Raw genomic sequence first — 23319 nt, forward strand, 5'->3', positions numbered from 1 at the left:
CACGCAGCGCGCAACCGGCCTCGTCGATCTACCTCTCAGGTCGAAGTGGCTATCGCCGCATGGCGGGCCGCTTCCGATGGGTCCACGCGCGCAACGCCCATTCGACGGGGCCGTAGCGGAACTGCCGCATCCACCATGAGCTGGCCGCCAGCTGCACCACAAAGATCGTCAGTACGATGAGCAGCGTCTGCGCCGGCGAGGCGTGGCCGGCCAGGCCCAGCCCGACGCCGGTGAAGACGAGCACGCAGATGAGCGACTGGCCCAGGTAGTTCGTCAGCGCCATGCGTCCCGCGGGCGCCAGCGCGTCCGCCACGCGCGGCCGCCGTGTGAACAGGCGCAGCAGGGTCGCGGCGTAGGCCGCCGCGAGGAACGGCGCGGTGACGATGCTGACCATCAGGCCGGTCATGCTCGCCGTGCCGCCACCGATCGCGAACACCGTGGCGCCGGCCAGACCAACCGGATAGCCGACCCGCTCGCATCGGCGCAGAAGGTTCTCGTGGGTGTGCACGGCGGCGAGCATCCGGTGCTTGCCGGCGGCGAGACCGACGAGGAACGCGGCGAAGGCCAGCGGTCCTTGCACGGCAAGTGCGCCGAGCATTGCCGGCAACGAGCGCAGGTGCTCCAGGACGACGTCGCCGAGCCCGCCGCGCAGGGCCTCCGTGGAACGCGCACCGGCGGTCAGCGCGGCGGCCTCGTCCGGGACCACCACGGCACCGAGAACCGCGGCCACACCGACCACGAACGCGATCACGCCCACAATGATCACCGCTGTGAACAGGGCGGTGCGCGGCTCGATCCGCCGGACGGCGAGCAGCACGAGACCGAGCAACGCGTACGTGGTGAGGATGTCGCCGTGGAACAGCAGCACCGCGTGCAGCGCCCCGAGCACGAACAGCCCGGACAGCCGGCGCAGGAACGACCGGGCGAAGGGCGCCCCACGACGGGCCGCCGAGTCGAGTTGCAGGGTGAAGCTGTAGCCGAACAGGAATGAGAACAGCAGGTACGCCTTCATCGCGAACAGCAGTTCCACGGCACCTGTGAGCAGCCGGTCGAGCGCGCCGTACGCCGGGTCGTCGACGAGTTGGAACTCGTATCCGGAGCTGAAGTACCACACGTTGACCAGCAGGATGAGCAGCAGTGCACTCCCGCGCAACGCGTCCACGACGTTGATCCGGGCGTCGTCATTGTTCTCAGCGGACACACCCAGGGCATGGCCCTGCCGGTCAGGTCGGAGCACGCTCATGGCATCGAACCTCCCGGGTCGTGGCTCACCCTGAGCGGCTTCGGACGAACGATATCAGTCATGCCGTACAGCGTATGAGTGCACTAGGGCCAGCGGTAGTGGGGCTATCCCCCGTATTCGTCCTCCGGGTACCGTGACTGCACTAGTGCACGGGAGGCTGCTGTGGAGGAACCGCCGTACCGCCGGATCGCCGCCGATCTCGCGGACCGGATCGCGTCCGGCGAGCTCGCACCCGGGGCGAGGATCCCGTCGACCCGGCAGCTCATGGCCGAGTACGGGGTCGCGATGGCGACCGCGACGAAGGTCCTGGCAACCCTGCGCGAGCGGGGTCTCGTCGAGCCCGTGCGGGGCGTCGGCACCGTGGTCGCCGCGGCCGGGGTGGGTAGAGCACCCATCCCCGACCGCGAACAGGTGGTCGCCACCGCCGTGGCCATCGCCGACGCCGAGGGGCTGCACGGCCTGTCGATGCGCCGGCTCGCCGGTCAGCTCCGCATTCCGACGATGGCCGTCTACCGGTACGTGGCCGACCGGGAAGAGCTGGTGCTCTTCATGATCGACAAGGTCATGGGCGACAACCCGCCCCCGGCCCTCACCCCCGACCGCGACGGCTGGCGGGCCAGCCTCGAGGCCATCGCCCAGCTGCATTGGGCGATGTACCGTCGGCACACCTGGCTGGCCCAGGCGGTCTCCTTCACCCGGCCGCTGCCGGCCCCGCACGCCATGGCCCACACCGAGTGGATGATGCGGGCCGTGAACGGGCGCGGCCTCGACCTGAACGCACAGTTCACGGCGGCGGTGACGGTGGCCAACTATGTGCGCGGTACGGCGGTGAACCGGGCCGAGGAGGCGCAGGCCGAGCAGGACAGCGGCCTGACCGACACCCAGTGGATGGCGGCCCAGGAAGAACGGATCGGCGCGGTCCTGGCCGACGGGCGGCTGCCGTTGATGGCCCGCTTCATCGCGGCCGACGACGGGCTCTGGAACCTGGACATGCTCTTCGAGTTCGGCCTCCAGCGCCTCCTCGACGGCCTCGCCCCGCTCCTGCGATGAGGGTCCGCTGGGGAGATGACGGCGTCGGGCGTCGATGGGCCCCCGAACATCCAGGAACGTGTCACCGTTCTGACCCAGCGTGACGTCGACCTGGTGGGCCAGCTGGCCCGACGGGCGAGACCACGATGGCACCAACTCTGCACGAACGTGCCAGAGGTCGTACTGGCAACCCTGGGGGAGGCATTCAAGGACAACCAGGCGCTCAGCGCCGCCGTTGGAGTCAGCGCCGACGAGGTCTCCCTGGCCGTTGCCGAACCCGCCCTCGCCCAGCTCGTCGCCGCGATCGACCTGACCGAACTCACCAGCGGCCGGTAGCGGCAAGCGATTTCTGCTCAGCGCTAACGGTCAGTAACGCGTTGCGGCCGACCCAGATGGGTCCTTCTGTGCGCGGCGGTGATTCATCACGTGAGGGTGACCTGCCGGCTGGACGCCGCTGGCGGTCCACGCGATGCACGTCGGCCGTCACCGAGCACGACGAGGCGGTGCGGACCGGTCGCGCCGCACCGCCTCGTGTGTGTCCCGATTTCGTCAGCGCAGTGCGGATGCCTCCGGGAGGCCGTCGTCGGACCATCGCGCGGTGATCACCGCGGTGAAGCTCGCCGGGTTGCCGGCGACCCAGCTCTCCTGGGCCAGTGCCCGGCCAGTCGTGGGATCGACGATCAGGCGGGTCTGCGCCTTGCCGAAGTCGCCCTGGCGGCTCACCGCCACGGCCACGCCGGGCCGGCCCAGCCGGTCGGCCACCCGGCCCAACGACGTCACCCCGGGCATCGCCGCGAGCATCCGGTACGCCGCCGCGCGCACCTGCGGGGACACCGGCAGGTCGAGGACGATGGCGGCGCCGGAGTTGAACAGGAACTCGTCGCGTTGCTCGACGCCGCCGGTGTCGGCGTACCAGGTGAGCAGCTTCTCCGTGAGCTTCGCGGGGTCGGTCGGCAGTGCGGCCAGTTCGCGCGCGGACCTGGGCGACCCGGCGAGCAGGAAGTTGTTGTCCGCGGTGTGGCCCCGCATCGGCCGGGAGGTCCACGAACCGTCAGCGGATCGGACGTAGCCGACCGAGGGCAGGCCCGGTACGGCAGCCAGCCACAACTCGTCCTGCACGCGCCGGGCGCCGTCGCCGTGCTCGGTCCGCACCACCCAGTAGCGGCCGGCAGTGACAGGCGCGGACTCGCTGCGTTCGGCAGCGACCAGCAGCAGGCTGCCGGCGCCGGTGGGCACGTCGACCGGGACGGGCGAGGACGTCGCCGGCTGCACCACGGGCGCCCCGGGCCCGGACGTGTTGTTCAGCAGGATGGCGCCGGTCGCGGCGAGCGCCACGGCAGGCAGCGCGCCCGCCAGCACGAGCCGGCGCACCGGCCGTCGGGCGACACGGGTGGCCGATTCCCGCCGGGGATACGCCATGATCAGGGCAGGATCGGCGGGCCGCTCGGACGGGTCGAGGCTGCGCGGGCGAGCGTCGGCCAGCGCCGCCAGGGTGTCGCGGTGACTCATCGGGCATACTCCTGTTCTGGGCTGCGGGCGGGGCGGTGACGGTCGACCGTTACGGCGTCGGACATGGCCTGCTCCAGGCGTTTGCGCGCTCGGTGCAGGCGCACGAAGAATGTGGCGGTCGAGCAGCCGAGGACGCGGGCGGCGTCCTTGGCGGACAGGCCCTGCCACGCCGTCAGCGTCAGCACCTCGCGGTCGTCCTCACTCAGACCCGCGAGCGCGGCCAGCATCGCCGCACGTTCGGCGACGCTGTCGGCGATGTCGGCGTCCGTTTCCACGACCCACGCGCGCAGCTCGGCGGCGAGGCTCGCCTGGCGGATGTCATCGCGGAAGCGTTCGCGGGTCACGTTGCGGGCCACGCCCAGCAGCCACGGAAGCGGTCGGGCGGGTACGTCGTCCAACCTGCGCCAGGCCACCAGGAAGGTGTCCCCGACCACGTCGTCGGCGAGCTTGCGTCCCGCCCGGCTCACCGCGTACGCGTACACCTGGTGGTAGTGCGCGTGGTAGAGGGCGGTGAACCGCTCGTTTGGTTCGGCATGCGCCACTGGCTCCTTCTCCTTCGCCGTGAAGGTGTCTCGTCGCCAGGTAGTGCGCCCCGGGAGCCGATTCTTACGTCACCTGGGGACCAGTGTCGAGGAGAGCGCGTCATCCCCAAGAGGTGGCGCTGGCGATGACCGCGTGCGTGGTGAGGGCCCGGAAGGTGGCTGCAGATCCGGGCCCTCACCGTTGCGAGCGTGGGGCGGCCCGTCAGCCCAGCCGGACGAAGGCGTCGGCCCACGACGTGTGGTTGAAGCCGTTGCCGGAGTCGGCGGCGCGCACGATCAGGCGCAGCAGCCGGGCCCCTCGGACGTCGACGTCCACGGGTTCGGGTCCGGTGGCCGCCCGGAGCACGCCGGTCGTGTGGACGAGTCGGTCGTCGGCCCACACCTCGGCGATCGTGTTGCCCCGCGAGCTCTGCCGCGCGCTGAAGTCATCGATGCCCACGAGCGCGGTGAACCGGGCCACCCGGGCGCCGAGGTGGTAGCTGACTTCGGAGTAGGAGTGGACACCGAGGCCCTTGGCGTGGACGGTGCCGCCGAAGGAGATCGGGGTGCCGTCCCCGGCGGCCTGCTTGCCGTTGCTGGTGTCCAGCTCCATCGGGCCCCAGCCGTTGACCGCGCTGATCCAGGGCAGATCGCTGAGGTACGAGTCGCTGGTCGGCGGAGGTGGCGGCGGCGTGAGGCGGCGCTCGGCGCGGAAGGTGAGCGGCGCGTCGCGGGCGACGGCGTAACCCGACACGGTCAGCCGCCATTGATCCGTCGTGGTCTCCTCGGGCACCTGCACTCGCCAGGTGGTGCTCACCCGGGCGCCGGGCGCGAGGCGTCCGAGCCCCCGGCTGGTCGCCGGCTCGACCGTCCAATCTGCGGGTGCGGAGAGCACCAGCCGAGCGCCGGTCCAGGGCACCGCCGAACCGTTCGCGAGCGTGGCGGTGAGCTCGTAGGTGACGCCCGGGAGCAGCAGGTCCGGGGTGTCGAGTTCGACGCCGTAGCCTTCCCGCGTGACCTCGTCGACCCAGGACCGCCTCAGGAGGCCGACCAGCCGGTTCACGACCTCGGGGTGGGCGGCGGCCAGATCGGTCGTCTCGCCGAGGTCACGGTCCAGGTCGTAGAGCTCGACCTGCCACTGGTCGTCCGGGACGGTCCGGTCCTCCCCCGGCGCCCACCGGATCGCCTTCCAGTTGCCCTCGCGTACCGCCTCGGCCGCTCGCTGCAACCGGCCGCCGTCGACAGCGCGGGCCCGCTTCGTGTTGCCGTTGTCGAGGCGCCAGAAGTAGAGGTACGGCTGCGCGGCGGCCGCGGTCGGCCGCGGCTCGAGCAGCGGGCTGAACGACCGGCCGTCGATGTCGCGCGGTCCGGCGACGCCGGCCAGGTCGGCCAGGGTGGGGAGCAGGTCGGACTGCTGCGTGATCCGGTCGGTCACGCCGGGCTGGATCCGGCCCGGGGCCCATGCGATCAATGGGACGCGGACGCCACCCTCGTACAGGTTGCGCTTGTAGCCGGTGAGGGGGCCGTTCGCGTCGAACCGGTCCGGGTCGAAGCCACCCTCCTCGTGAGGGCCGTTGTCGCTGGTGAACAGGACCACCGTGGACTCGAGCAGTCCCTGCGCGGCGAGTTCGTCGACCAGCGCGCCGACGTACGTGTCGACCCGGGTGACCTGGGCGGCGTGGCCCCGGTCCGCCGAGGGCCAGTCCTCGGCGGCGTACGGTTCCTGGCTGGGGACGTCGCTCGGGGCGTGGGGAAGGTTCGGGGTGACCACGAGCAGGAACGGCTCGGAGCGGTGGGCCCGGATGAAGTCGAGTGCCCGGTCCTGGAAGAGGTCGGGGGCGAAGGTGTTCGTGTGGGATCCGGCGTTCTCCGGCAGTTCGAGGCGCTCCCCGTTCTGCCAGAGGTACGACGGGTAGTAGTCGTGTGCGTGCCCGTGCGTGATGTAGCCCAGGAACTCGTCGAACCCTCTGGCGTTGGGGTGGCTCGGCTGGTCGCCGCGCTCGGGACCGAAGCCCCACTTGCCGAACAGGCCCGTCCGGTAGCCCCGGGCGCGCAGCACCTCGGCGAACGTGGTGTCGCCGTCGTCGAAGGCGATCGCGTCGGGGTCGCCCGCGGGGTTGTTGCGCACCGGCCCGTGACCTGCGTGCAGGCCGGTCAGCAGTGCGGAGCGGGAGGGCGCGCAGACGGCCGCGGCGGAGTACGCGTCCGTGAAGCGCAGCCCCTCGGCAGCGAGCCGGTCCAGGCGCGGTGTCGCGATGGTGCGCTGCCCGTAGGCGCCGAGCTCGCCGTATCCCAGGTCGTCGGCGAGCACGAGCACGATGTTCGGCCGGGGCCGGCCGGTGGTCGTCGGATCGGCGGTCGCGACGGACGGGAGGGCGGCGGCTCCGATGCCGGCGGCGGCACCGGCCAGGAGCTGTCGACGAGTGATCATGAAATGGCCTCCGAGAGGGAAGGAAACGCAGACAGGTTCAGGCGCAGCGGAAACCGACATTGGAGGCTGCGGAGTCGGGGGTGTTCCCGGAGCGGGCCGCGACCCGGTACCGGTAGCAGTAGGAGTCGTGGCACAGGAAGGACCCGCCGCGCATCACGCGCCGGCCCGCGGCGTCCGGTTCCTCCGGCCCGTGGGGGTCGACGACGGGGGTGCCGGCGCGCAGGGCGTAGGTGTCGGCGGCGAACCAGTCCGCGCACCACTCCCACACGTTGCCGACCATGTTGAAGAGGCCGTAGCCGTTGGGGGCGTACTGCTTGACGGGTGCGGTGCCGATGAAGCCGTCTTCGGCGGTGTTGAGGCGGGGGAACTCGCCCTGCCAGATGTTGCAGTTCCACCGACCGCGCGGGAGCAGTTCGTCGCCCCAGGGGAACCGCGCCCCCTCGAGACCGCCCCGGGCGGCGTACTCCCACTCGGCTTCGGTCGGCAGGCGCTTGCCCGCCCAGGCGGCGTACGCGCGGGCGTCGTTCCAGGTCACCTGGACCACCGGATGATTCTGCAGGTCCGTGATCGAGGAGGCCGGCCCGTAGGGATGGCGCCAGTCGGCGCCGCGGACCACGAGCCACCAGGGGGTACCGCCAGCCGCCCCGAGGATGTCGGGACGTTCCGCCTTCAGCTGGAGGTGGAAGACTGCGGAGACGCCGAGCGCCTCGGCCTCGGTGACGTAGCCGGTGGCCTTGACGAAGGTCGCGAAGGCGGCGTTGGTGACCGTCGTGGCGTCGATCGTGAAGGCGCTGAGGGTGACCTCGTGCACCGGCCCTTCCCCGTCACCGGGGTAGCCCTCACCGAACGCGTCGCCCATGCTGAAGCGTCCGCCGGGGAGGCTGACCTGGCCGCGCGTGGAGCGCGGCCGACCAGCCTCCCGGACGACCGGGTCCGGCTGCCGGGGCCGGCGGCCGATCTGGAGCAGCCCGCCGGGCGTCGTGGTCTCGGGCGGGCCACCAGGGGCGCAACAGCTCGGCGCGGTGGTGTGGTGATGCACGGAGGTCATCAGCCAGTGACCGCCGCGGTGCCGAGCGCAGCGGCGGCGGTGGCGGCGGTCACGCCTGGTGTGAGGGGCAGCGCTGACATGGGGACGTCCTCAGGTGAGTGGGCGGTCGGTCAGGCTCGGCGGGCGGTCAGGCCGTCGAGGGTGATGGTGCCGCTGTCGAGGCGAACGCTTGCGGCGTAGCGGTACTGGGCGCGTACGGCGGGGTCGCTGAAGTCGATCGCGCCGCCGGTGTCGGCGGTGAACAGGAACTCCCATCCGTCGCCCTGGTCGACGTACGCGGTCGCGACGTGGCCGCGCAGCACGAACGCGTACCGGGCGTTCGGGCCGGTCAGGTCGACGGTGCCGTCCAGGTTGTCCAGCGGCTCGACGCCTGCGGTGACCAGGGTGCCGTTGACGCGCAGGTCCCAGCCCGCGCGGTGCAGGCCGTTGTGGTAGCGGAACAGCAGGTAGTTGCCGGCGTCCTTGGCGAGGCCGACGAAGACGGTGTCCTGGGTGCCGGCCTCGGCGAAGGTGCCGGTGTCGAGTACGACCGCCGCCCGGTCGGAGCCCGGTGCGACGTCGGAGCGGAAGATCAGGTGGGTCATCCTGTTCGTCGTCACCGCGACCCTGCCGCCGCTGACGACGGCCGGGGCGGCGTACGCGGTGACGGGCAGGACGCTCCAGCGTTCGAGGCCGCTGTCGAACGGCTCCTCCAGCTCCGCCGTCGGGTAGTGCTCGGGGGTCGGCGGCGCGGGGAACAGGTCGCTCTCGGCGATGTGCGCCTGCAGCAGCCCCCGTAGCTGGCGGGCCTTCTGGGGGTAGCGGTCGGACAGGTCCGTGGTCTCCGCCGGGTCACGGATCAGGTGGTAGAGCTCGCTGCGCCCGTCGCGCAGGTACTGCACCAGCTTGAACTGGCCGGACCGGACGGCGGCGTGCGGGTGGGTCCGGCCGATGAAGTGGGGGTAGACCCAGAACAGTGTCTCGCGTTCCACCGTGCCGGTCCCGGTGAGCACGGGGGCGATGCTCGTGCCGTCGAATCTTCCGTCCGGGTTCCCGCCGGCGAGGTCCAGGACGGTCGGGAGCATGTCGATGGTGCTGGTGGGCGTGGCGTTCTCCTGCCCCCGGCCGACCGTGCCCGGCCAGTACGCGATCAGCGGGACCCGGATGCCGCCCTCGTAGAGGTCACCCTTGCCGCCGCGCAGCGGCTGGTTCGCATCGTCGTAGGGGCCGCCGTTGTCGGAGGTGATCAGCAGCAGTGTGTCGCGGTCCAGGCCGAGGTCTGCGAGGGTGTCGGCGATCTGGCCCACCTGCTGGTCGACGCTCTCCAGCATGGCGGCCAGTACCGGCCGGTTCGGGGCCTGGCCGGCGCCGGGCTTGGCCCGGTACTTGGCGACCAGGTCGGGTTTCCCGTCCAGTGCCGTGTGTACGGCGTAGTTGGACAGGTGGAGGAAGAACGGCTCGTGGCGGTGCCGGGTGATGAAGTCGACGGCCTCGGCCGCCAGCCGGTCGGTGAGGTGTTCGCCCGGTTCCCGGGCGGGCAGGTCCGGCATGAAGAAGTACGGATGGAAGTAGTCGCCGTCGGCGATGTACTTCTGTTCGGAGGCGATCACCTCGTCGAACCCGTGGGCGTAGGGGTTGCCCGGCCGCTCGTCGTACGGCCCGCTGTAGGTCTCGGTGAGGTGCCATTTGCCGATCAGCCCTGTGGTGTAGCCGAAGGGACGCAGGACGTCGGGCAGGGTCGGGATGTCCGGTGACAGGTACTTGTCGCTCGCCGCGGGCTCCCCGCGGAGGAAGTCCGTGATCCCCGTGTGCACCGGATAGAGGCCGGTCACCAGCGCGGCGCGGGTCGGTGAGCAGACCGGCGCGGCGGCGTAGGCGCTGGTGAAACGGATGCCCTCCCGGGCCAGCCGGTCGATTCGCGGCGTCTCGTTGAACGTGTTGCCGTAGCTGCCGAGCTCGTCCCAGCCGAGATCGTCGATGGAGATGAACACCACGTTCGGTGGCCGGTGGCGCGGTGCCGGTTCCGGTGGGCCGGCCGCGATCGCCGGGTCCGGGGCCAGCCCGGCCAGGGCCGCGCCGGCGACGCCGCCGAGGAAACCTCGGCGGGAGACGGTGGTCGGGTCGAGAACGTTCATGAGCGCCTCCGATTGCGCAGGGGAAGGCCGCTGTCCCTCACGGGCGCGGGCAGGGGTGAAGGCCGGTCATCCGGCGTCGTCAGGTGCAGCGGTGGCGGGCGCTGCGACCGGCTGCCGCGCAAGGGGGCCGGGGAGCGAAAGCCGGGTTGGTTGCCTCGGTGAGTGGTGACCGGGGTGGCACCGTCGGCGCCTGGTGCCGCAGAGTTCCCCTGCCCCGGCTGCCCTCACGGGCAGGGCGGGGAGCAGGCTCAGGCCTCGTCGAAGGACGCGCGGACCGGCTCGCAGCGCGGTCAGACGTCAGGTCCACCGCGTGGACTCACAGAGGCTGCTGTCCACGAGCATGAAGTCGATCGCGCGCCGGGAGGTGAGGTTTGCATTCGGCACATTGCCTATAATGTCGATAGGGATAGTGGGGTCAAGGTGTGTCTTGAAACCTGGGATGCCGGGACGTACGCGGCGTCATGCCGGCCACAGAGCGACAGCCTTGCGGAACGGGCCGCATCGATGATCTCCGCGAACAGGCGTCGGTCTCTATTCGGCAGCCGACGCCCACACCCGGTTCGGGCACGGACGCGGCCGGCACTGGGGTGATCCCCACCCGCCGACTGTCGACGGCCCAGTCCTGGGTTCCGCCAGCGGATTGATGGAGTTGGTGCAACGATGCATGACGTGGGAACCCCGAAAACCGCTGCACCTGCTGTCTCACCGCTCGCCGGCGAACCGATCAAGCGTGCCGATGCCGAACGGCTCGCCGGCGTGCTGAAGGCCGTCGCCGATCCGGCCCGGCTGCGACTGCTCAGTCTGATCCAGTCCACTCCCGAGGGCGAGGCGTCCGTCAGTGACCTCACCGCGCCGCTCGGGCTCTCCCAGCCGACCGTGAGTCATCACCTGCGGATCCTCACCGAGGCCGGTCTGCTCGAGCGGGAGAAGCGGGGTGTCTGGGCGTACTACCGCCTGGTGCCGTCCGCGATCGCGGCGATCGCTGAGCTGTTGACCCCGCCCCGCAAGCGAGCGGGCAGGAAGACCCGCTGAGCGACGCTCTCGAAGAGCGCCCGCGCAGGTCCGGACCAGCAATGCCGTCAGCTCTGATCGCACTCGGTTGACCGCCGGCAGCGCTCCCGTCGGGGTTCGCTGGTGCTCTGAACTCCCGAGCCTCACCCTTGCGCGCATGGTGTCTGTACGTCGACCGCGAATATCACCCGGATCGGGCGAGGGCGGCCACTCGCCAGCGCTCTAGCCTCGGCTTATGGCACAGCTGCGACCGACCCCGGCCAATCCGACGCCGGACAAGCCGCAGGACCCCACCCGTCCCGGCTCGCAGGCCCGCGCCCTTCCACCGGAGCTGGGCCCGAACCCGATCGCCCTGGTCAGCGGTGCCACCTTCATGTACTCGGATCCGGTCGGAGACGTCCCGGCCGGCACCATCGGCGGGCTGGTTCACCGGGACACCCGCCTGCTCAACGAATGGGTGCTCACCATCGACGGCCTGCGCCTGCTCGAGCTGCGCTCGAGCGTGGTGGACCACTACTCGGCGCAGTTCTTCCTGACCAATCCCGCACAGCCCAATCTGCCGGCGAACAGCATCGCGGTTCGCCGGCTGCGCTACCTGGGTGAGGGGTTGCACGAGCGGATCGAACTTGTCTCCTTCGCCCCAGAACCAGTCCGGTTCGAGTTGCGTCTGGAGGTGGGCAACGACTTCGCCGACATCCTCGAGATGAAGACCGCCATCCGCGACCGCTCGGAGCAGATCCAGCGCGGCCATTCGCCGGACGGCTCCCTGTTGCTCTTCCACTACGAGCAGGACGGGTTCACGGCGCAGACGTCGATCCGGTCGACCCCTTCACCGGAGCGGCTGGAGGGCGACCACCTCGTCTGGGGGATCGAGCTCGCTCCGCGCGGGGTCTGGCGGGTCGAGTTCAACGTGCCGGTCCCACCCGGGTTCGGCGTGACCGAGGCGGTCCGGGGCGACATCGCCGACATTTTCCATCATCGTGTGGAGGATCCGGCGGCCCGGTGGTTGGCCGGCGCGGCCCAGCTGAGCAGCGACAACCAGGTGTTGGAGCGGGCCATCGCGCAGACCCGCGCGGACATGTCCGCGCTGCGGATGGAGATGACGCTGGGGCAGGAGCGGATCAGCCTGCCGGCCGCCGGCATGCCGTGGTTCCTCACCCTCTTCGGACGCGACACCCTGATCACCGCGTACCAGGCGCTCACTTTCGGGCCCCGGCTGGCGAAGGGCACACTGCTCGCGCTCGCTCATCATCAGGGCCGGCAGTGCGAGGACTTCACCGACGAGGAGCCCGGCAAGATCCTGCACGAGGTCCGCTTCGGCGAGCTGACCCAGCAGGGACTCATGCCGTACGACCCCTACTACGGCACCGCCGATGCCACTCAACTCTGGCTGATCCTGCTGTCGGAGTACTGGCGCTGGACCCGCGACGACGACCTCGTTCGGTCGCTCCGGGACAACGCGTTGGCGGCGTTGAACTGGATCGACCAGTACGGCGACCGGGACGGCGACGGCTATGTGGAATACGCCACCCGCTCTCCAGAGGGGTTGGGCAACCAGTGCTGGCGGGACTCCTGGGACGGGGTGCGCTTCGCCGACGGCCGACTGCCGGTGCTGCCGATCGCCACCTGCGAGATTCAGGGTTACACATACGACGCCAAGCTTCGCCTTGCCGAACTCGCCGACGGGCCCTTGGCCGACCCGGCGCTCGCCGACCGGCTGCGCAACGACGCGCACCGGTTGCGCGAGTCGTTCAACCGCGACTTCTGGATAGCGGAGCGGGGCGGCTATTACGCCGTGGGTCTCGATGGTGACAAGAACAAGATCGATTCGATGACGTCCAACCTGGGGCACCTGCTGTGGAGCGGCATCGTCCCGCAAGAACGCGCCGGCGCGCTCGCCCGGCAGCTGCTCTCCGATGACATGTTCAGCGGTTGGGGGATCCGCACCCTGTCCAGGGGGGACGCGCCGTACAACGCGCTCGGCTACCACCTCGGCACGGTCTGGCCGCACGACACCTCCATCAGCGTGCTGGGCCTGACCCGCTACGGCTTCCGCGACGAGGCCAACCAGGTGGCCCTCGCCCTGCTCGACACCGCCGCCCAGTTCGGCGACCGGCTACCCGAGGCGATAGCCGGCTTCGAGCGTGAGCAGACCCTCTTCGCCATCCCCTACCCGACCGCGTGCAGCCCACAGGCCTGGGCGTCCGGCGCGCCGCTGAACCTGACCCGGGCCATGCTGGGACTCCACCCGGTCGACGGCCAACTGGTGACCGACCCGGCAGTGCCGCCAGAGGTCGGCCGGATCAAGATCCGCGGCATTTCCGCATTCGGCCACCGCTGGGACGTCGAGGCCGTCGGCACGGACGGCTACGTGCGGCTCGCCGCCGATTAGGCGGCTCCACCCGCAGAATCGTCCGCAACCGCGCGTCAGTCATGATCCTCCGACTTCGGGTTGTGGTTGCTGAACATGCGCCGCCCTGCCGGCACGGCGTCACCGCCGCACCGTGGGCAGGAGCACGGTCAGCGTCGTTCCGTGCGGATCGTGTTCGCACGGCACGTCGTACCGGGGGTTGACGCGGTGGTGGGCGCCGGCGGAGCAGATGCGGAGCTCCCCGTGGTGGGCGCGGACGATGGCGTCGACGATGGGCAGGCCGAGGCCGGTGCCGGGTGAGGTGCGGGCGGTGTCGGCGCGGCGGAACCGTTCCACGGCATGGGGCAGGAACGCAGCGCTCATGCCGGGCCCGCTGTCGTGGACGGTAATCCGCGCCAGGGCGTCGACGTGCCCGGCGGTGACGGTGATCGGGGGTGCGCCGTAGCGGAGGGCGTTGTCGATCAGGTTGGTCACGGCCCGGCCGAGGCGGGAGGCGTCCCCTCGTACGGTCAAGCCCGGTCCGGCCTGGCAGCGCAGCGTGTCGGGATCGGCGCCGGTGGTGGCCCGGTAGCGGCCGACGAGGTCGGTGACTAGGGCGGTGAGGTCGACGGTGGGGGCGGCGTCGTCCTGGACGGGTTGGGCGCCGACGGTGAGCAGGGCGTCGGCAAGGGCGATGAGGTCGGCCGTGTCGGCGGCGGCGTCACGGATGGTGCGTTCCAGCTCGGCGGTGGTGCGGGGGCGGCGGAGGGCGAGTTCGAGTTCGGTGGCGAGCAGGGTGAGCGGGGTGCGCAGTTCGTGGCTGGCGTCGCTGATGAACTGCCGTTCCCGGTCCAGCGCGGCGTCCTGGGCGGCGAGCATGTCGTTGAGGGTGCGGCCGAGGCGGGCGATCTCGTCATCGGTGGCGGGGACGGCGAGGCGTACGCCGGTGGCGCCGGTGGCGATGCGGGCGGCTTCGCTGCGGTAGCGCTCGACGGGGGCGAGGGCGGCGCGGGCGAGGCGGTAGCCGACCAGGGAGGCGACGGCGAGGGCGGCGAGGTTGGCCAGGGCGAGTTGGCCGATGAGTTCGCGCAGGGCCTCGTCGCGTTGGTCGCGGCGGACCGCGGCGACGGTCACCGCGGGCTGCCCCGCCGCCGGGGCGGCGCCGGGCCGGACGGGGACGGCGTACAGGCGCAGTGGGCGAGAGCTGATCGGCAGCAGGGTGCCCCGGTCGGCCCGCACTGGCCGGCGCAGGGCCTCGTTGAGCTGTTCGGGGCTGAGCAGGGAATCGGCGGGCAGGCCGGGGCTGGCGGCCAGGACGTGGTTGCCGGCGTCGAGGAGTTGCCAGTACTCCCCCGGCACGGTCGGGACGGCCGTGGGCAGCGGTGTGCCGGTGCGGGCGGCGTCGGTGAGTTGCGCGGACTGGGCGGCGAGGTCCTGGTTGAGGCGCAGGTCGAGGGCGTAGCGCACGCGCAGGTAGACGAACGCGCCAGCACCGGTGAGGACCACCAGCATCGCGGCGGCGAAGCCGGCGACCAGCCGGACGCGCAGCGGTAGCCGTCCCCACCGCGCCGACCATCGGCGACGTCGGGGCATGTCAGCCGCCGTCGGGGCGCAGTCGGTAGCCGACGCCGCGCAGGGTCTCGATGGCGTGCCGGCCGAAGGGCTTGTCGACCTTGGCGCGGAGGGTGGCGACATGGACGTCGATGACGTTGGAGCGGATGTCGGTCTCGCCGTCCCACACCTCGTCGAGGATCTGGTAGCGGGTGAGGCACTCCCCCGCGCGGGTCAGCAGCAGGGCGAGGATGTCGAACTCCCGCGCGGACAGCTCGATCTCGCTCTTGCCGCGGAACACCCGCCGTCTGGCGGGGTCGAGCACGAGGTCGCCGGCGCGTACCTCGGCGGTGGGGGGCGGCGCGGCGGACCGGCGGTGCAGGGCGCGGAGCCGGGCGAGGAGTTCGTCGAAGGAGAACGGCTTGGTCAGGTAGTCGTCGGCGCCAGAGTCGAGGCCGGCGACCCGGTCGGGAACCTCGCCGCGGGCGGTGAGCATCAGCACCGGCACCTGGTTGCCGTGCTGCCGCAGGGTGCGGCAGACCTGTGTGCCGTCCAGGCCGGGCAGCATGACGTCGAGCACGATCGCGTCGTACGGGCCGGTGATGGCCGCGAGCAACCCCTCGGGACCGGTGTACCGGATGTCGACGGTGTGTCCGGCTTCGCGTAGGCCCTGGGTGAGCAGGCCGGCCAGCCGCCGCTCGTCCTCCACCACCAGGACCCGCACCGCCGCCTCCTTCCGCCGTCGCCCTCGTCACCAAGTGCAGCACACCGCCGACGATCTTCATCTGGCCTTCATGTCCGGCTGCCTACTGTCGGCACCTCGATCCGCACGGCGGAGGGACAGGATGAACAACCGGCTCTTCTTGGAGATCAACGATCTGGCCCGGGCGACGCCCTGGCTGCACGCCCCGATGGCGGGCTATGCGAAGTACGGGGTGGTTCTCTTCGCCGTACTCCTGCTGGCCGGCTGGTGGATCGCCCGCCGCGCGGGCGACCGGATGCCGGCGGCGGTGTGGGCGCCGGTGGGCATGCTGCTCGCCGTGGCGGGGAACCAGCCGATCGTGTCCGCCGTGCACGAGCCGCGCCCCTACACGACGCTGTCCGGCATCCTGGTGCTGGCCGACCGCAGCCCGGACCCGTCGTTCCCGTCGGACCACGCCACCATGGCCGGCGCCGTCGCGGCTGGTCTGCTGCTGGTCAGCTGGCGGCTCGGCCTGCTGGCGGTGGCCGCCGCCGCGGTGATGGGTTTCGCCCGGGTCTACATCGGGGCGCACTATCCGGCGGACGTGCTGGCGGGCTTCGCGGTCGGCGCCGCGGTGACGCTGCTGGGCTACCTGATCGCCCGCCGGCCGATTGCCGCCGGTCTGGACTGGTCGGCCGGCACCCGGCTGCGGCCCCTGTTGCGAGCGGGCGGCCCGGCAGCCGCCGATGAGGCAGCCGCGGCCGGCCGTTGAGCGCTCTCGACCTCCTCACCAGCCTGGTGGCGCACTACGGCTACCCGGGGCTCGCCCTGCTGGTCGGGGTCGAGAGCTTCGGCGTTCCCGCGCCCGGTGAGACGGCGATCATCCTCGGCGCCGGCTACGCCGCGCACGGGCAGCTGGCCATCGTCGGGGTCGCGGTGACGGCGTTCCTGGCCGCGGTGATCGGGGACAGCATCGGCTACCTGATCGGCCGCACCGGCGGGCGGCGGCTCATCCTGCGTTACGGCCGCTACGTGCGCCTGACACCGGAGCGGTTCGCCCGGTTGGAGGCGGTGATGAGCCGGCACGGGCCGAAGCTCGTGGCAGTCGCCCGCTTCGTCGAGGGCCTGCGGCAGTTCAACGGGCTCATCGCCGGCGCCACCGGCATGCCGTGGGGGCGCTTCGTCGTCTTCAACGCCCTCGGTGCCGCCGCCTGGGTGGGCGTATGGGCGACCGCTGGGTACCTCGCCGGGGACCACATCCGTGCCGTCGTGGCGGATCTGCACCGCTTCCAGTGGTACGTCCTCGCCGCCGCGGCCCTCGCCGTCCTCACCTACGTCGGATGGCGGCTGGCCCGTCGACCGGCCCGCCCCGGATAACCGCCGCCGGCCCGCCGGCCGGTTTCATGCTGCCTTCATGTGCGATCTCTAGGGTCCGGGCCATGAGCGATGTGCTGGCGGTCGACGCCGTCCATCTCACCAAGAGCTACGGGTCGCTGACCGCTGTCAATGACATCACGGTGCAGGTCGCGCAGGGCGAGGTGTACGGAGTCCTGGGCCCTAACGGGGCCGGTAAAACGACCTTCCTGCGGATGTTGTTCGGGTTGATCCGCCCGGACAGCGGCACCTTGAGGGTGTTCGGGCGTTCCTGGCAGCGCGACGGCGTCACCTCCCTGTCGGGGGTCGCCGGGTTCATCGAGAGCCCGAAGTTCTACCCGGCCCTGTCGGGTCGGCGGAACCTGCGTCTGCTGGCCGGCCTCGACGGTGGCGGCGCGGCCGACCGCATCGACGAGGTGCTGGACGTCGTCGGGCTGACCGCCCGGCAGCACGACAAGGTCCGCGGCTACTCCTTCGGCATGCGCCAGCGCCTGGGAGTGGCCTCCGCGCTGCTGCGCGACCCGCGACTGCTGGTGCTGGACGAGCCGGCGAACGGCCTCGATCCGGCCGGCATCCGCGACATGCGTGCCCTGGTCCGACGTCTCGCCGATACCGGCCTCACGGTCCTGCTCTCCAGCCATGACATGGGCGAGGTCGAGCAGATCTGCGACAACGTGACCATCATGAACGCCGGTGCGGTGGTGCACCACGGCTCGATCGCAGCCCTGCGGGAGCTGGCGCCCGAGCAGGCACACCGGATCACCAGCACGGATGACGACCGGGCCGCCGAGCTGGCGCGTGCCCGCGGGCTCGAGGTCACCACCGCCGACGACGGGCTGGAGGTCCGCGGCCCGCAGAAGGATGTCGACGGGCTGATCGCCGACATCGTCGACGCCGGCATAGCGCTGCGCGGCCTCACCCGCGACGAGACGCCGCTGGAGGCGCTGTTCTTCATGCTCACCGAATCCGCCCCCGCCGGCACGCCCGCCGACCTCGACGCCGCTACCGGAGCCCGCCGATGAACGCCACCGCCGTGTCCGCCGTCGTCCCGGCGGCACGCCGCCGGCCCGGCACCGCCGCCGTGCTGCGCTGGGAGGCGGCCAAACTCGCCGCGCAGGCCCGCAGCCGCGCGCTGCTCATCGGTGCGATCGTCGTCCCGGTCGCGATCGTGCTGATCTTCAACACCCAGTTGCCGCCCAAGGACACCATCTACGGCCGGCACATCCACACCAGCGGCTACGCCGTGCCGCTGTTCGTGCTCGCCTTCGCCCACCAATGGGTGCTGCCGCTGCTGGCCGCGCTCGTCGCCGGCGACATCTTCGCCAACGAGGACCAGCACGGCACCTGGAAGACCATCCTCACCCGCTCGGTCAGCCGTACCCAGATCTTCTGGGCCAAGACACTCACCGCTGTCGGCTTCAATCTCCTCGTCCTGGTCCTGCTCGGCGCCAGCACCATCACCGCCAGCCTGCTCGTCGTGGGCACCCAGCCCCTGCCCGGGCTCAGCGGTCAACTCATCCCCGCCGGCCACGCCCTACCGCTGGTCATCGCGAGCTGGGCCACTGCGGTCGCGCCGGTCCTCGGATTCACGGCCTTGGCGATCCTGCTGTCCGTCGTCACCCGCAACCCGACCATCGGGGTCGCAGCGCCCGTCGTGCTCGGGATGATCATGCAACTGCTCAGCAGCCTCGGAGGGCTGAACAAGGGCCGTCGGCTGCTGCTCACCACCCCGTTCGAAACCTGGCACGGTCTGCTCACCGCGCGTCCGTTCCACGCACCGGTCACCACGGGCGTGATCGTGAGCGCCTGCTGGCTCGTCGTCTGCCTGACACTCGCCTACCTGTACCTGCATCGCCGCGACATCACCGGAGGCTGACCATGACCCGCACCCGCACCATCCCGGTGGCCATCGTCCTCGCTGTCGCCGCCTCGGGGGCACTGGCCGGATGCGGCCAGCCCGACGTCACCAGGGCGCGCCTCGAACGGGCCATCGGGCCCGCCTTCGCCGACCTCTACGTCCAGCGGGCCGACCTGCTCGGCGAACGCGGCGTCACGGTGCAGAGCATCGGCGCTTCCACCGGCTGCGACCGTGGCGGCCCCACGGTCCCCGATGTCGGCCCCGGCCCCGACTGGATCTGCATGATCCACTTCATGGACGACCACGGGCAACCGCAGGACGGCAAGTTCGAGGTTCAGGTCCGGGCTGATGCCACCTACGTCGCCGGCGGGCCTTCGAAACTCATCGGCCAGGCCACCCTGACCGACAGCCACGGCCACGACGTGCCCAACCCCGTCTTCGAATGGGACGGCGCCTTCGACCCCGACGACTGAACCCACGGCCCGGCCTCCAGCCTTCCGCTCGAAGGCCGGGCCGGGCTCCGTCCGCGCCCGCTGCTGGCCGTTGCCAGCGAGGTAACGACAGGGAAACGAGCCAGCGCTGGTACGTGATTACCTCGTCGCGGATCAACTCGGCCACGCGCTGCCGGGTCCTGTCCAGCATGCACCAGCTCAACCAGGCGTTCCTGACCGAACATCCCGCCGTGCCCGCAGACCTCGATCATCGACGAAGCCGGGGCGCAGCGCTGATCGCGCGAGCTGCTGCGGAGGCTGGCGTGCCGCGTTGTCGATGCCTGCCATGTGCGCGTCAGGTTTCCTACGAGGTTCGCGCGCATCGGAGTAACCGGCTGACCTGGCCGGTCGTGAGTCGCAGCTGTTCGGCGATCCGGCCGAAGGGCAACTCCTTGGCGAGGGTGGCATCGCCTGGGCCTCGCCCCGCTCCAGCGTGCCCACGCCTGATCGTTGTCTGTGAGGCAACGATGGTGGCCGGAACGGTGCTTGATCGAATCCTCGTGCTCACGGAGGGTGGTTGTTGTCACCCCTTCACGAGTAGAGGACAACGAAGTGACGCACCGCAGGATTGTGGCCGGCCTGTTCATGTCCGCCGACGGCGTGGTGGGCTCCCCCGAGCAGTGGACCTTCCAGCACATGACGCAGGAGGCCGGCGCGGCCATCGGTGGGATGATTGCCGAGGCCGACACCATGCTGCTGGGCCGCCGGACGTATCAGGAGTTCGCCCGTTACTGGGCCACCCAGGCCGGGCCGATGGCCGAGGCCATGAACGGCATCCGCAAGCTCGTGGCCTCCAGGACCCTCACCGAGGCGGACTGGGCCAACAGCGAAATCCTCGACGGCGACCTGGTGCAGAGCCTGACCGAACTCAAGGAGACGCCGGGGGGCAACATCAACGTCTCCGGCAGCATCTCCATCGTCCGGGCCTTGCTCCAGGCCGGGCTGATCGACGACCTGCACCTGATGACGTTCCCCATCGTGCTCGGCGACGGGGCCCGCCTGTTCCCCGAGCAGGGCAAGCGCATCGACATGACGCTCGAGAATTCCACGACCTTCGGCACCGGCCTCGTCCACCTGCACTACCGGATCGGCGGCTGACCACATGTCCTTCCAGGCATACCTCGATGCCATCGAGGACAAGACCGGCAAGACACCGCGAGTCCTGGTCGACGAGGCCAAGGCGCACGGCTACGACGCGGCCGACGTGAAAGCCGGTGTGATCGTCGACTGGCTGAAGAACGAGTACGGCCTCGGCCGCGGCCACGCGATGGCCCTGGTCCACGTCATCAAGAAGGGGCCGAAGATCAGCGCGAGGCACGTCGGCTCCGACGGCTCACACCGCGACCCCACAGACACCCTCTGGCTCGACGGTAAGGCCACCCGGCCGACCTGAACGGAAACGCCCGTGAACCATCGGCAAGACATCAAGGAGACCGCGCGATGCGCACCCTGATCAGCACAATGTTCATTTCACTCGACGGCGTTGTGGAGGGCCCGGGCGGGGAGCCCGGCTACCGCAACTCCGGATGGACCTTCAAGGACATCGAGTTCGTCCCTGAAGCGTACGAGATCAAGGGAAGGGAGCAGGAGGAGGCCACCGCAATGCTCATGGGCCGGGTCAGCTATGAAGCGTTCAGCCCGGTCTGGCCGAGCATGGTGGAATTCGCCGGCTACAAGGAAATGCCGAAATATGTCGTCTCCACCACCCTCACCGAGAGCGACCTGGTCGCAGACTGGGGTCAGACCACGATCCTGCGCTCGATCGACGACGTCGCCACGTTGAAGCAGACCGACGGTGGACCCATCGTCGTGCATGGGAGCGCATCTCTCAACCGCGCTCTTTCCGACGCCGGGCTGATCGACCGCTATCACATGCTCGTCTTTCCTCTCCTGCTCGGTGCGGGCAAACGGCTGTTCAGCGACGCGGACAAGGACACTCAGAAGCTGAAGCTCGTCGAGTACGAGGCGTACGCCAACGGCATCCAGAAGAACGTCTTCGACGTCGTCCGCTGACAGCACCCCAGCTCAACACACCGGGCGGTGCCGCGCCTGTGCGATACCGCCCGGTGCGGTAGCAGCATGAGAGACGACTAAGGCCGCTGACGTGAGTAGTGCCAGGTCAACGACCTTATGTAGAAGCCCGCCGAGCTGGAGCCGCGACGAGCCCGGGCGCCACGTGAGCCGTGGCGCCCGGGCGGTCGGACCTGCGATCAGGGCACCATCCAGCTCAGGACCGGGGAGCCCTGGAGCGCGACCAGCACGCACATGAACAGCAGCAGCACGAGGCTCCAGCCGAACACCTTCCGGAAGATCTCCCCCTCCCGGCCGGCCATGCCGACCGCGGCGGCGGCGATCGCCAGGTTCTGCGGGCTGATCATCTTGCCCAGCACTCCGCCGGACGAGTTGGCCGCGGCCAGCAGCAGCGGGTCCAGCCCGGCCCGGGCCGCCGTCTGCACCTGCAACGCGCCGAACAGCGCGTTGGCGGAGGTGTCCGAGCCGGTCACCGCGACGCCGATCCAGCCGAGGATCGCCGACAGGAAGACGAACGCCCCGCCGGCCGCGGCGAGGAACGCACCGAGGGTGTTGGTCTGGCCGGACTGGTTCATCACGTACGCCAGGGCGAGCACCGCCATCACCGTGAGGATCGCGTAGCGCAGCTCGACGTAGGTGCGGCCGTACGCGCGCAGCGCCCGGCCCGCCGAGACCCGCAGCACCAGCGCGGTCAGGATGCCGGCGAGGATCATCAGGGTGCCCGCCGCGGGCAGCCAGTTGAAGGTGAACGTCACCGAGGACAGCGGCTTGCCGTTGCCGCCCAGGATGTCCAGCCCCGGCCAGGGGAACTTCACCGTCCACGGCTCCTTCGCCAGGGCCGTCTTCACGGCGCCGACGTTGGCGATGGAGAAGATCGCGATGATGATCAGGTAGGGCGCGTACGCCCGGAAGATCTCGGCCGGGGTGTCGGCGATCCGCCGGCCGCCGGCCGTGGCGGCCCGCGCCTGGTCGGTGGGCCGCGGTTCCAGGTCGTCGTCGCCGCGGTGCCGGCCGACGGGGCCGGTCTCGTCGATGCGCGGATCACCCGGCGGGGTCTGGCCACCGGAACCGCCCAGTCCGGGGGCGGCGGTGCTGGTCGTGTCGGAGCGGGTGCCCGCGGCGGCGCGGACCGTGCCGGGGCCGGCCAGTTCCGCGTCGACCGCCCCGCGGGCGGCCGGCACGGCGGCGGTCTCCGGTTCGCGGCCGAGGTCGGTGGGGGTGACCGGGCGCCAGAGGCGGACCAGCAGCACCACTGCGGCGGCCGAGACCAGCGCGGCGACGATGTCGGTCAGCGGCACGGAGATGTAGTTCGCCGCGACGAACTGCGCCAGGCCGAAGCTGACTCCGGCGACCACCGCGGCCGGCCAGGTCTGGCGGATGCCGCGCCGTCCGTCGACCAGGGCCACCAGCATCAGGGGTACGACCACCGCGAGGATGGGAGTCTGCCGGCCGACCATCGCGCCGAGGGTGTCGACGGTGAGCCGGGGGTCGGGGTTGGCACCGCTGCTGACGCTGGACAGCGTGACGATCGGGGTGGCGAGCGCGCCGAAGGCCACCGGTGCGGTGTTGGCCAGCAGAGACACCGAGGCGGCGTGGATCGGGCGGAACCCGAGCGCCATCAGCATCACCACGGTGATCGCCACCGGCGTGCCGAAGCCCGCGAGTGCCTCCAGCAGCGCGCCGAAGCAGAACGCGATGATGATCGCCTGGATGCGCATGTCCGGGCTGACCCGTTCGAAGGAGCGGCGCAGCACGTCGAAGTGGCCGCTCTCGACGGTGAGGTTGTAGACCCAGATCGCGTTGATGACGATCCAGAGGATCGGGAAGAAGCCGAAGGCGGCCCCCTCGGTGGCCGAGAGCACGGCCTGCCCGATCGGCATGGCGTAGACGGCGATGGCCACCATCAGGGCGACCACGAGGGAGATCACGCCGGCCAGCCATGCCTTGACCTTCATGACGCCGAGCAGGACGAAGAGGGTGAGCAGGGGTAGGACCGCGAAGACGGCCGAGAGCGCGACGGAGTCACCGACGGGTTCGGTGACGACTGTGAACTGGTCGAACATGGGTCACCTCGAC

At 70.8% G+C, this 23319-nt stretch carries 21 protein-coding genes; 12 read left to right on the forward strand and 9 right to left on the reverse strand.

All coding sequences use genetic code 11. From position 1 onward, the window contains the following. Positions 1–49: 49 nt before the first annotated feature. Complete coding sequence (locus tag ABZW14_RS09175) at positions 50–1243, reverse strand: DUF418 domain-containing protein (protein WP_355342278.1); 1194 nt, start codon at positions 1241–1243, stop codon at positions 50–52. Positions 1244–1405: 162 nt separating this feature from the next. Here ABZW14_RS09175 and ABZW14_RS09180 point away from each other — a divergent pair, with 162 nt between their 5' ends. Together ABZW14_RS09180 and ABZW14_RS09185 are read left to right on the forward strand one after the other, a co-directional pair. Then, positions 1406–2293: a TetR/AcrR family transcriptional regulator C-terminal domain-containing protein gene (locus ABZW14_RS09180; RefSeq protein WP_355342281.1), complete on the forward strand. Its 888-nt coding sequence runs from the start codon at positions 1406–1408 to the stop codon at positions 2291–2293. Positions 2294–2440: 147 nt separating this feature from the next. Next, on the forward strand, positions 2441–2608 hold the full coding sequence (locus ABZW14_RS09185) for a hypothetical protein (RefSeq protein ID WP_355342284.1): 168 nt from the start codon (positions 2441–2443) through the stop codon (positions 2606–2608). Positions 2609–2821: 213 nt separating this feature from the next. Here ABZW14_RS09185 and ABZW14_RS09190 read toward each other — a convergent pair whose 3' ends face one another. The 5 genes from ABZW14_RS09190 to ABZW14_RS09210 all read right to left on the reverse strand — a co-directional run bounded on the left by ABZW14_RS09190 (position 2822) and on the right by ABZW14_RS09210 (position 9895). After that, the gene (locus tag ABZW14_RS09190; protein WP_355342287.1) at positions 2822–3781 is read right to left on the reverse strand and encodes a CU044_5270 family protein; all 960 of its coding nucleotides are present in this window, start codon (positions 3779–3781) and stop codon (positions 2822–2824) included. Continuing rightward, positions 3778–4323 (reverse strand): RNA polymerase sigma factor, encoded by a 546-nt coding sequence (locus ABZW14_RS09195; protein ID WP_355342290.1) that lies wholly within the window; start codon positions 4321–4323, stop codon positions 3778–3780. Before ABZW14_RS09195 ends, ABZW14_RS09190 begins: the two co-directional genes overlap by 4 nt. Before the next feature lie 202 nt (positions 4324–4525). Beyond that, positions 4526–6733: a sulfatase-like hydrolase/transferase gene (locus ABZW14_RS09200; RefSeq protein ID WP_355342293.1), complete on the reverse strand. Its 2208-nt coding sequence runs from the start codon at positions 6731–6733 to the stop codon at positions 4526–4528. Positions 6734–6770: 37 nt separating this feature from the next. Continuing rightward, positions 6771–7781 carry a formylglycine-generating enzyme family protein gene (locus ABZW14_RS09205; protein ID WP_355342296.1) on the reverse strand — a complete coding sequence of 337 codons (1011 nt, stop codon included), beginning with the start codon at positions 7779–7781 and terminating at the stop codon, positions 6771–6773. Between the two features lie 110 nt (positions 7782–7891). Next, a complete protein-coding gene (locus tag ABZW14_RS09210; protein WP_355342299.1) occupies positions 7892–9895 on the reverse strand; it encodes a sulfatase in 2004 nt (667 codons plus the stop codon). Positions 9896–10555: 660 nt separating this feature from the next. Between ABZW14_RS09210 and ABZW14_RS09215 the strand changes: the two genes are divergently transcribed. Next, a complete protein-coding gene (locus tag ABZW14_RS09215; protein WP_355342302.1) occupies positions 10556–10927 on the forward strand; it encodes a metalloregulator ArsR/SmtB family transcription factor in 372 nt (123 codons plus the stop codon). Positions 10928–11141: 214 nt separating this feature from the next. Then, the gene (locus ABZW14_RS09220) at positions 11142–13298 is read left to right on the forward strand and encodes a glycogen debranching N-terminal domain-containing protein (RefSeq protein WP_355342305.1); all 2157 of its coding nucleotides are present in this window, start codon (positions 11142–11144) and stop codon (positions 13296–13298) included. 99 nt (positions 13299–13397) lie between these two features. Here the strand turns inward: ABZW14_RS09220 and ABZW14_RS09225 are convergent, their stop codons facing one another. Together ABZW14_RS09225 and ABZW14_RS09230 are read right to left on the reverse strand one after the other, a co-directional pair. Next, the gene (locus ABZW14_RS09225) at positions 13398–14849 is read right to left on the reverse strand and encodes a HAMP domain-containing sensor histidine kinase (RefSeq protein ID WP_355342307.1); all 1452 of its coding nucleotides are present in this window, start codon (positions 14847–14849) and stop codon (positions 13398–13400) included. A 1-nt stretch (position 14850) separates the two neighbouring features. Beyond that, positions 14851–15531, reverse strand: coding sequence for a response regulator transcription factor (locus ABZW14_RS09230; RefSeq protein ID WP_355342310.1), 681 nt, complete (start codon positions 15529–15531; stop codon positions 14851–14853). A gap of 121 nt (positions 15532–15652) precedes the next feature. On the opposite strand from ABZW14_RS09230, the gene ABZW14_RS09235 reads away from it, so the two are divergent. From ABZW14_RS09235 to ABZW14_RS09270, 8 genes are all read left to right on the forward strand, one after another. Next, on the forward strand, positions 15653–16261 hold the full coding sequence (locus ABZW14_RS09235; RefSeq protein ID WP_355342313.1) for a phosphatase PAP2 family protein: 609 nt from the start codon (positions 15653–15655) through the stop codon (positions 16259–16261). Further along, on the forward strand, positions 16258–16866 hold the full coding sequence (locus tag ABZW14_RS09240; protein ID WP_355342316.1) for a DedA family protein: 609 nt from the start codon (positions 16258–16260) through the stop codon (positions 16864–16866). The genes ABZW14_RS09235 and ABZW14_RS09240 overlap by 4 nt, the downstream gene beginning before the upstream one ends. Continuing rightward, positions 16830–17885, forward strand: coding sequence for an ATP-binding cassette domain-containing protein (locus tag ABZW14_RS09245; protein WP_355342319.1), 1056 nt, complete (start codon positions 16830–16832; stop codon positions 17883–17885). The genes ABZW14_RS09240 and ABZW14_RS09245 overlap by 37 nt, the downstream gene beginning before the upstream one ends. Further along, positions 17882–18739, forward strand: a complete 858-nt coding sequence (locus ABZW14_RS09250; RefSeq protein ID WP_355342322.1) for an ABC transporter permease — start codon at positions 17882–17884, stop codon at positions 18737–18739. The genes ABZW14_RS09245 and ABZW14_RS09250 overlap by 4 nt, the downstream gene beginning before the upstream one ends. 26 nt (positions 18740–18765) lie before the next feature. Continuing rightward, on the forward strand, positions 18766–19194 hold the full coding sequence (locus ABZW14_RS09255; protein ID WP_355342324.1) for a hypothetical protein: 429 nt from the start codon (positions 18766–18768) through the stop codon (positions 19192–19194). Between the two features lie 588 nt (positions 19195–19782). Next, positions 19783–20310, forward strand: coding sequence for a dihydrofolate reductase family protein (locus ABZW14_RS09260; RefSeq protein WP_355342327.1), 528 nt, complete (start codon positions 19783–19785; stop codon positions 20308–20310). A gap of 4 nt (positions 20311–20314) precedes the next feature. After that, positions 20315–20605, forward strand: coding sequence for a DUF4287 domain-containing protein (locus ABZW14_RS09265; protein ID WP_355342330.1), 291 nt, complete (start codon positions 20315–20317; stop codon positions 20603–20605). Between the two features lie 47 nt (positions 20606–20652). Beyond that, positions 20653–21225 (forward strand): dihydrofolate reductase family protein, encoded by a 573-nt coding sequence (locus ABZW14_RS09270; RefSeq protein WP_355342333.1) that lies wholly within the window; start codon positions 20653–20655, stop codon positions 21223–21225. Between the two features lie 197 nt (positions 21226–21422). On the opposite strand, the gene ABZW14_RS09275 is transcribed toward ABZW14_RS09270, so the two are convergent. Next, positions 21423–23306: an L-lactate permease gene (locus ABZW14_RS09275; RefSeq protein ID WP_355342336.1), complete on the reverse strand. Its 1884-nt coding sequence runs from the start codon at positions 23304–23306 to the stop codon at positions 21423–21425. Positions 23307–23319: the final 13 nt, after the last annotated feature.

Source organism: Micromonospora sp. NPDC004551 (assembly GCF_040609975.1).
Taxonomy (GTDB): domain Bacteria; phylum Actinomycetota; class Actinomycetes; order Mycobacteriales; family Micromonosporaceae; genus Micromonospora.

What these genes read in the sequence shown, in the direction of transcription:
- ABZW14_RS09245 (WP_355342319.1), top strand. Translation starts at nt 16,830, where the DNA reads ATGGCGGCTGGCCCGTCGACCGGCCCGCCCCGGATAACCGCCGCCGGC.
- ABZW14_RS09205 (WP_355342296.1), bottom strand. Translation starts at nt 7,781, where the DNA reads ATGACCTCCGTGCATCACCACACCACCGCGCCGAGCTGTTGCGCCCCT.
- ABZW14_RS09210 (WP_355342299.1), bottom strand. Translation starts at nt 9,895, where the DNA reads ATGAACGTTCTCGACCCGACCACCGTCTCCCGCCGAGGTTTCCTCGGC.
- ABZW14_RS09220 (WP_355342305.1), top strand. Translation starts at nt 11,142, where the DNA reads ATGGCACAGCTGCGACCGACCCCGGCCAATCCGACGCCGGACAAGCCG.
- ABZW14_RS09265 (WP_355342330.1), top strand. Translation starts at nt 20,315, where the DNA reads ATGTCCTTCCAGGCATACCTCGATGCCATCGAGGACAAGACCGGCAAG.
- ABZW14_RS09225 (WP_355342307.1), bottom strand. Translation starts at nt 14,849, where the DNA reads ATGCCCCGACGTCGCCGATGGTCGGCGCGGTGGGGACGGCTACCGCTG.
- ABZW14_RS09275 (WP_355342336.1), bottom strand. Translation starts at nt 23,306, where the DNA reads ATGTTCGACCAGTTCACAGTCGTCACCGAACCCGTCGGTGACTCCGTC.
- ABZW14_RS09270 (WP_355342333.1), top strand. Translation starts at nt 20,653, where the DNA reads ATGCGCACCCTGATCAGCACAATGTTCATTTCACTCGACGGCGTTGTG.
- ABZW14_RS09190 (WP_355342287.1), bottom strand. Translation starts at nt 3,781, where the DNA reads ATGAGTCACCGCGACACCCTGGCGGCGCTGGCCGACGCTCGCCCGCGC.
- ABZW14_RS09235 (WP_355342313.1), top strand. Translation starts at nt 15,653, where the DNA reads ATGAACAACCGGCTCTTCTTGGAGATCAACGATCTGGCCCGGGCGACG.
- ABZW14_RS09215 (WP_355342302.1), top strand. Translation starts at nt 10,556, where the DNA reads ATGCATGACGTGGGAACCCCGAAAACCGCTGCACCTGCTGTCTCACCG.
- ABZW14_RS09250 (WP_355342322.1), top strand. Translation starts at nt 17,882, where the DNA reads ATGAACGCCACCGCCGTGTCCGCCGTCGTCCCGGCGGCACGCCGCCGG.
- ABZW14_RS09200 (WP_355342293.1), bottom strand. Translation starts at nt 6,733, where the DNA reads ATGATCACTCGTCGACAGCTCCTGGCCGGTGCCGCCGCCGGCATCGGA.
- ABZW14_RS09175 (WP_355342278.1), bottom strand. Translation starts at nt 1,243, where the DNA reads ATGAGCGTGCTCCGACCTGACCGGCAGGGCCATGCCCTGGGTGTGTCC.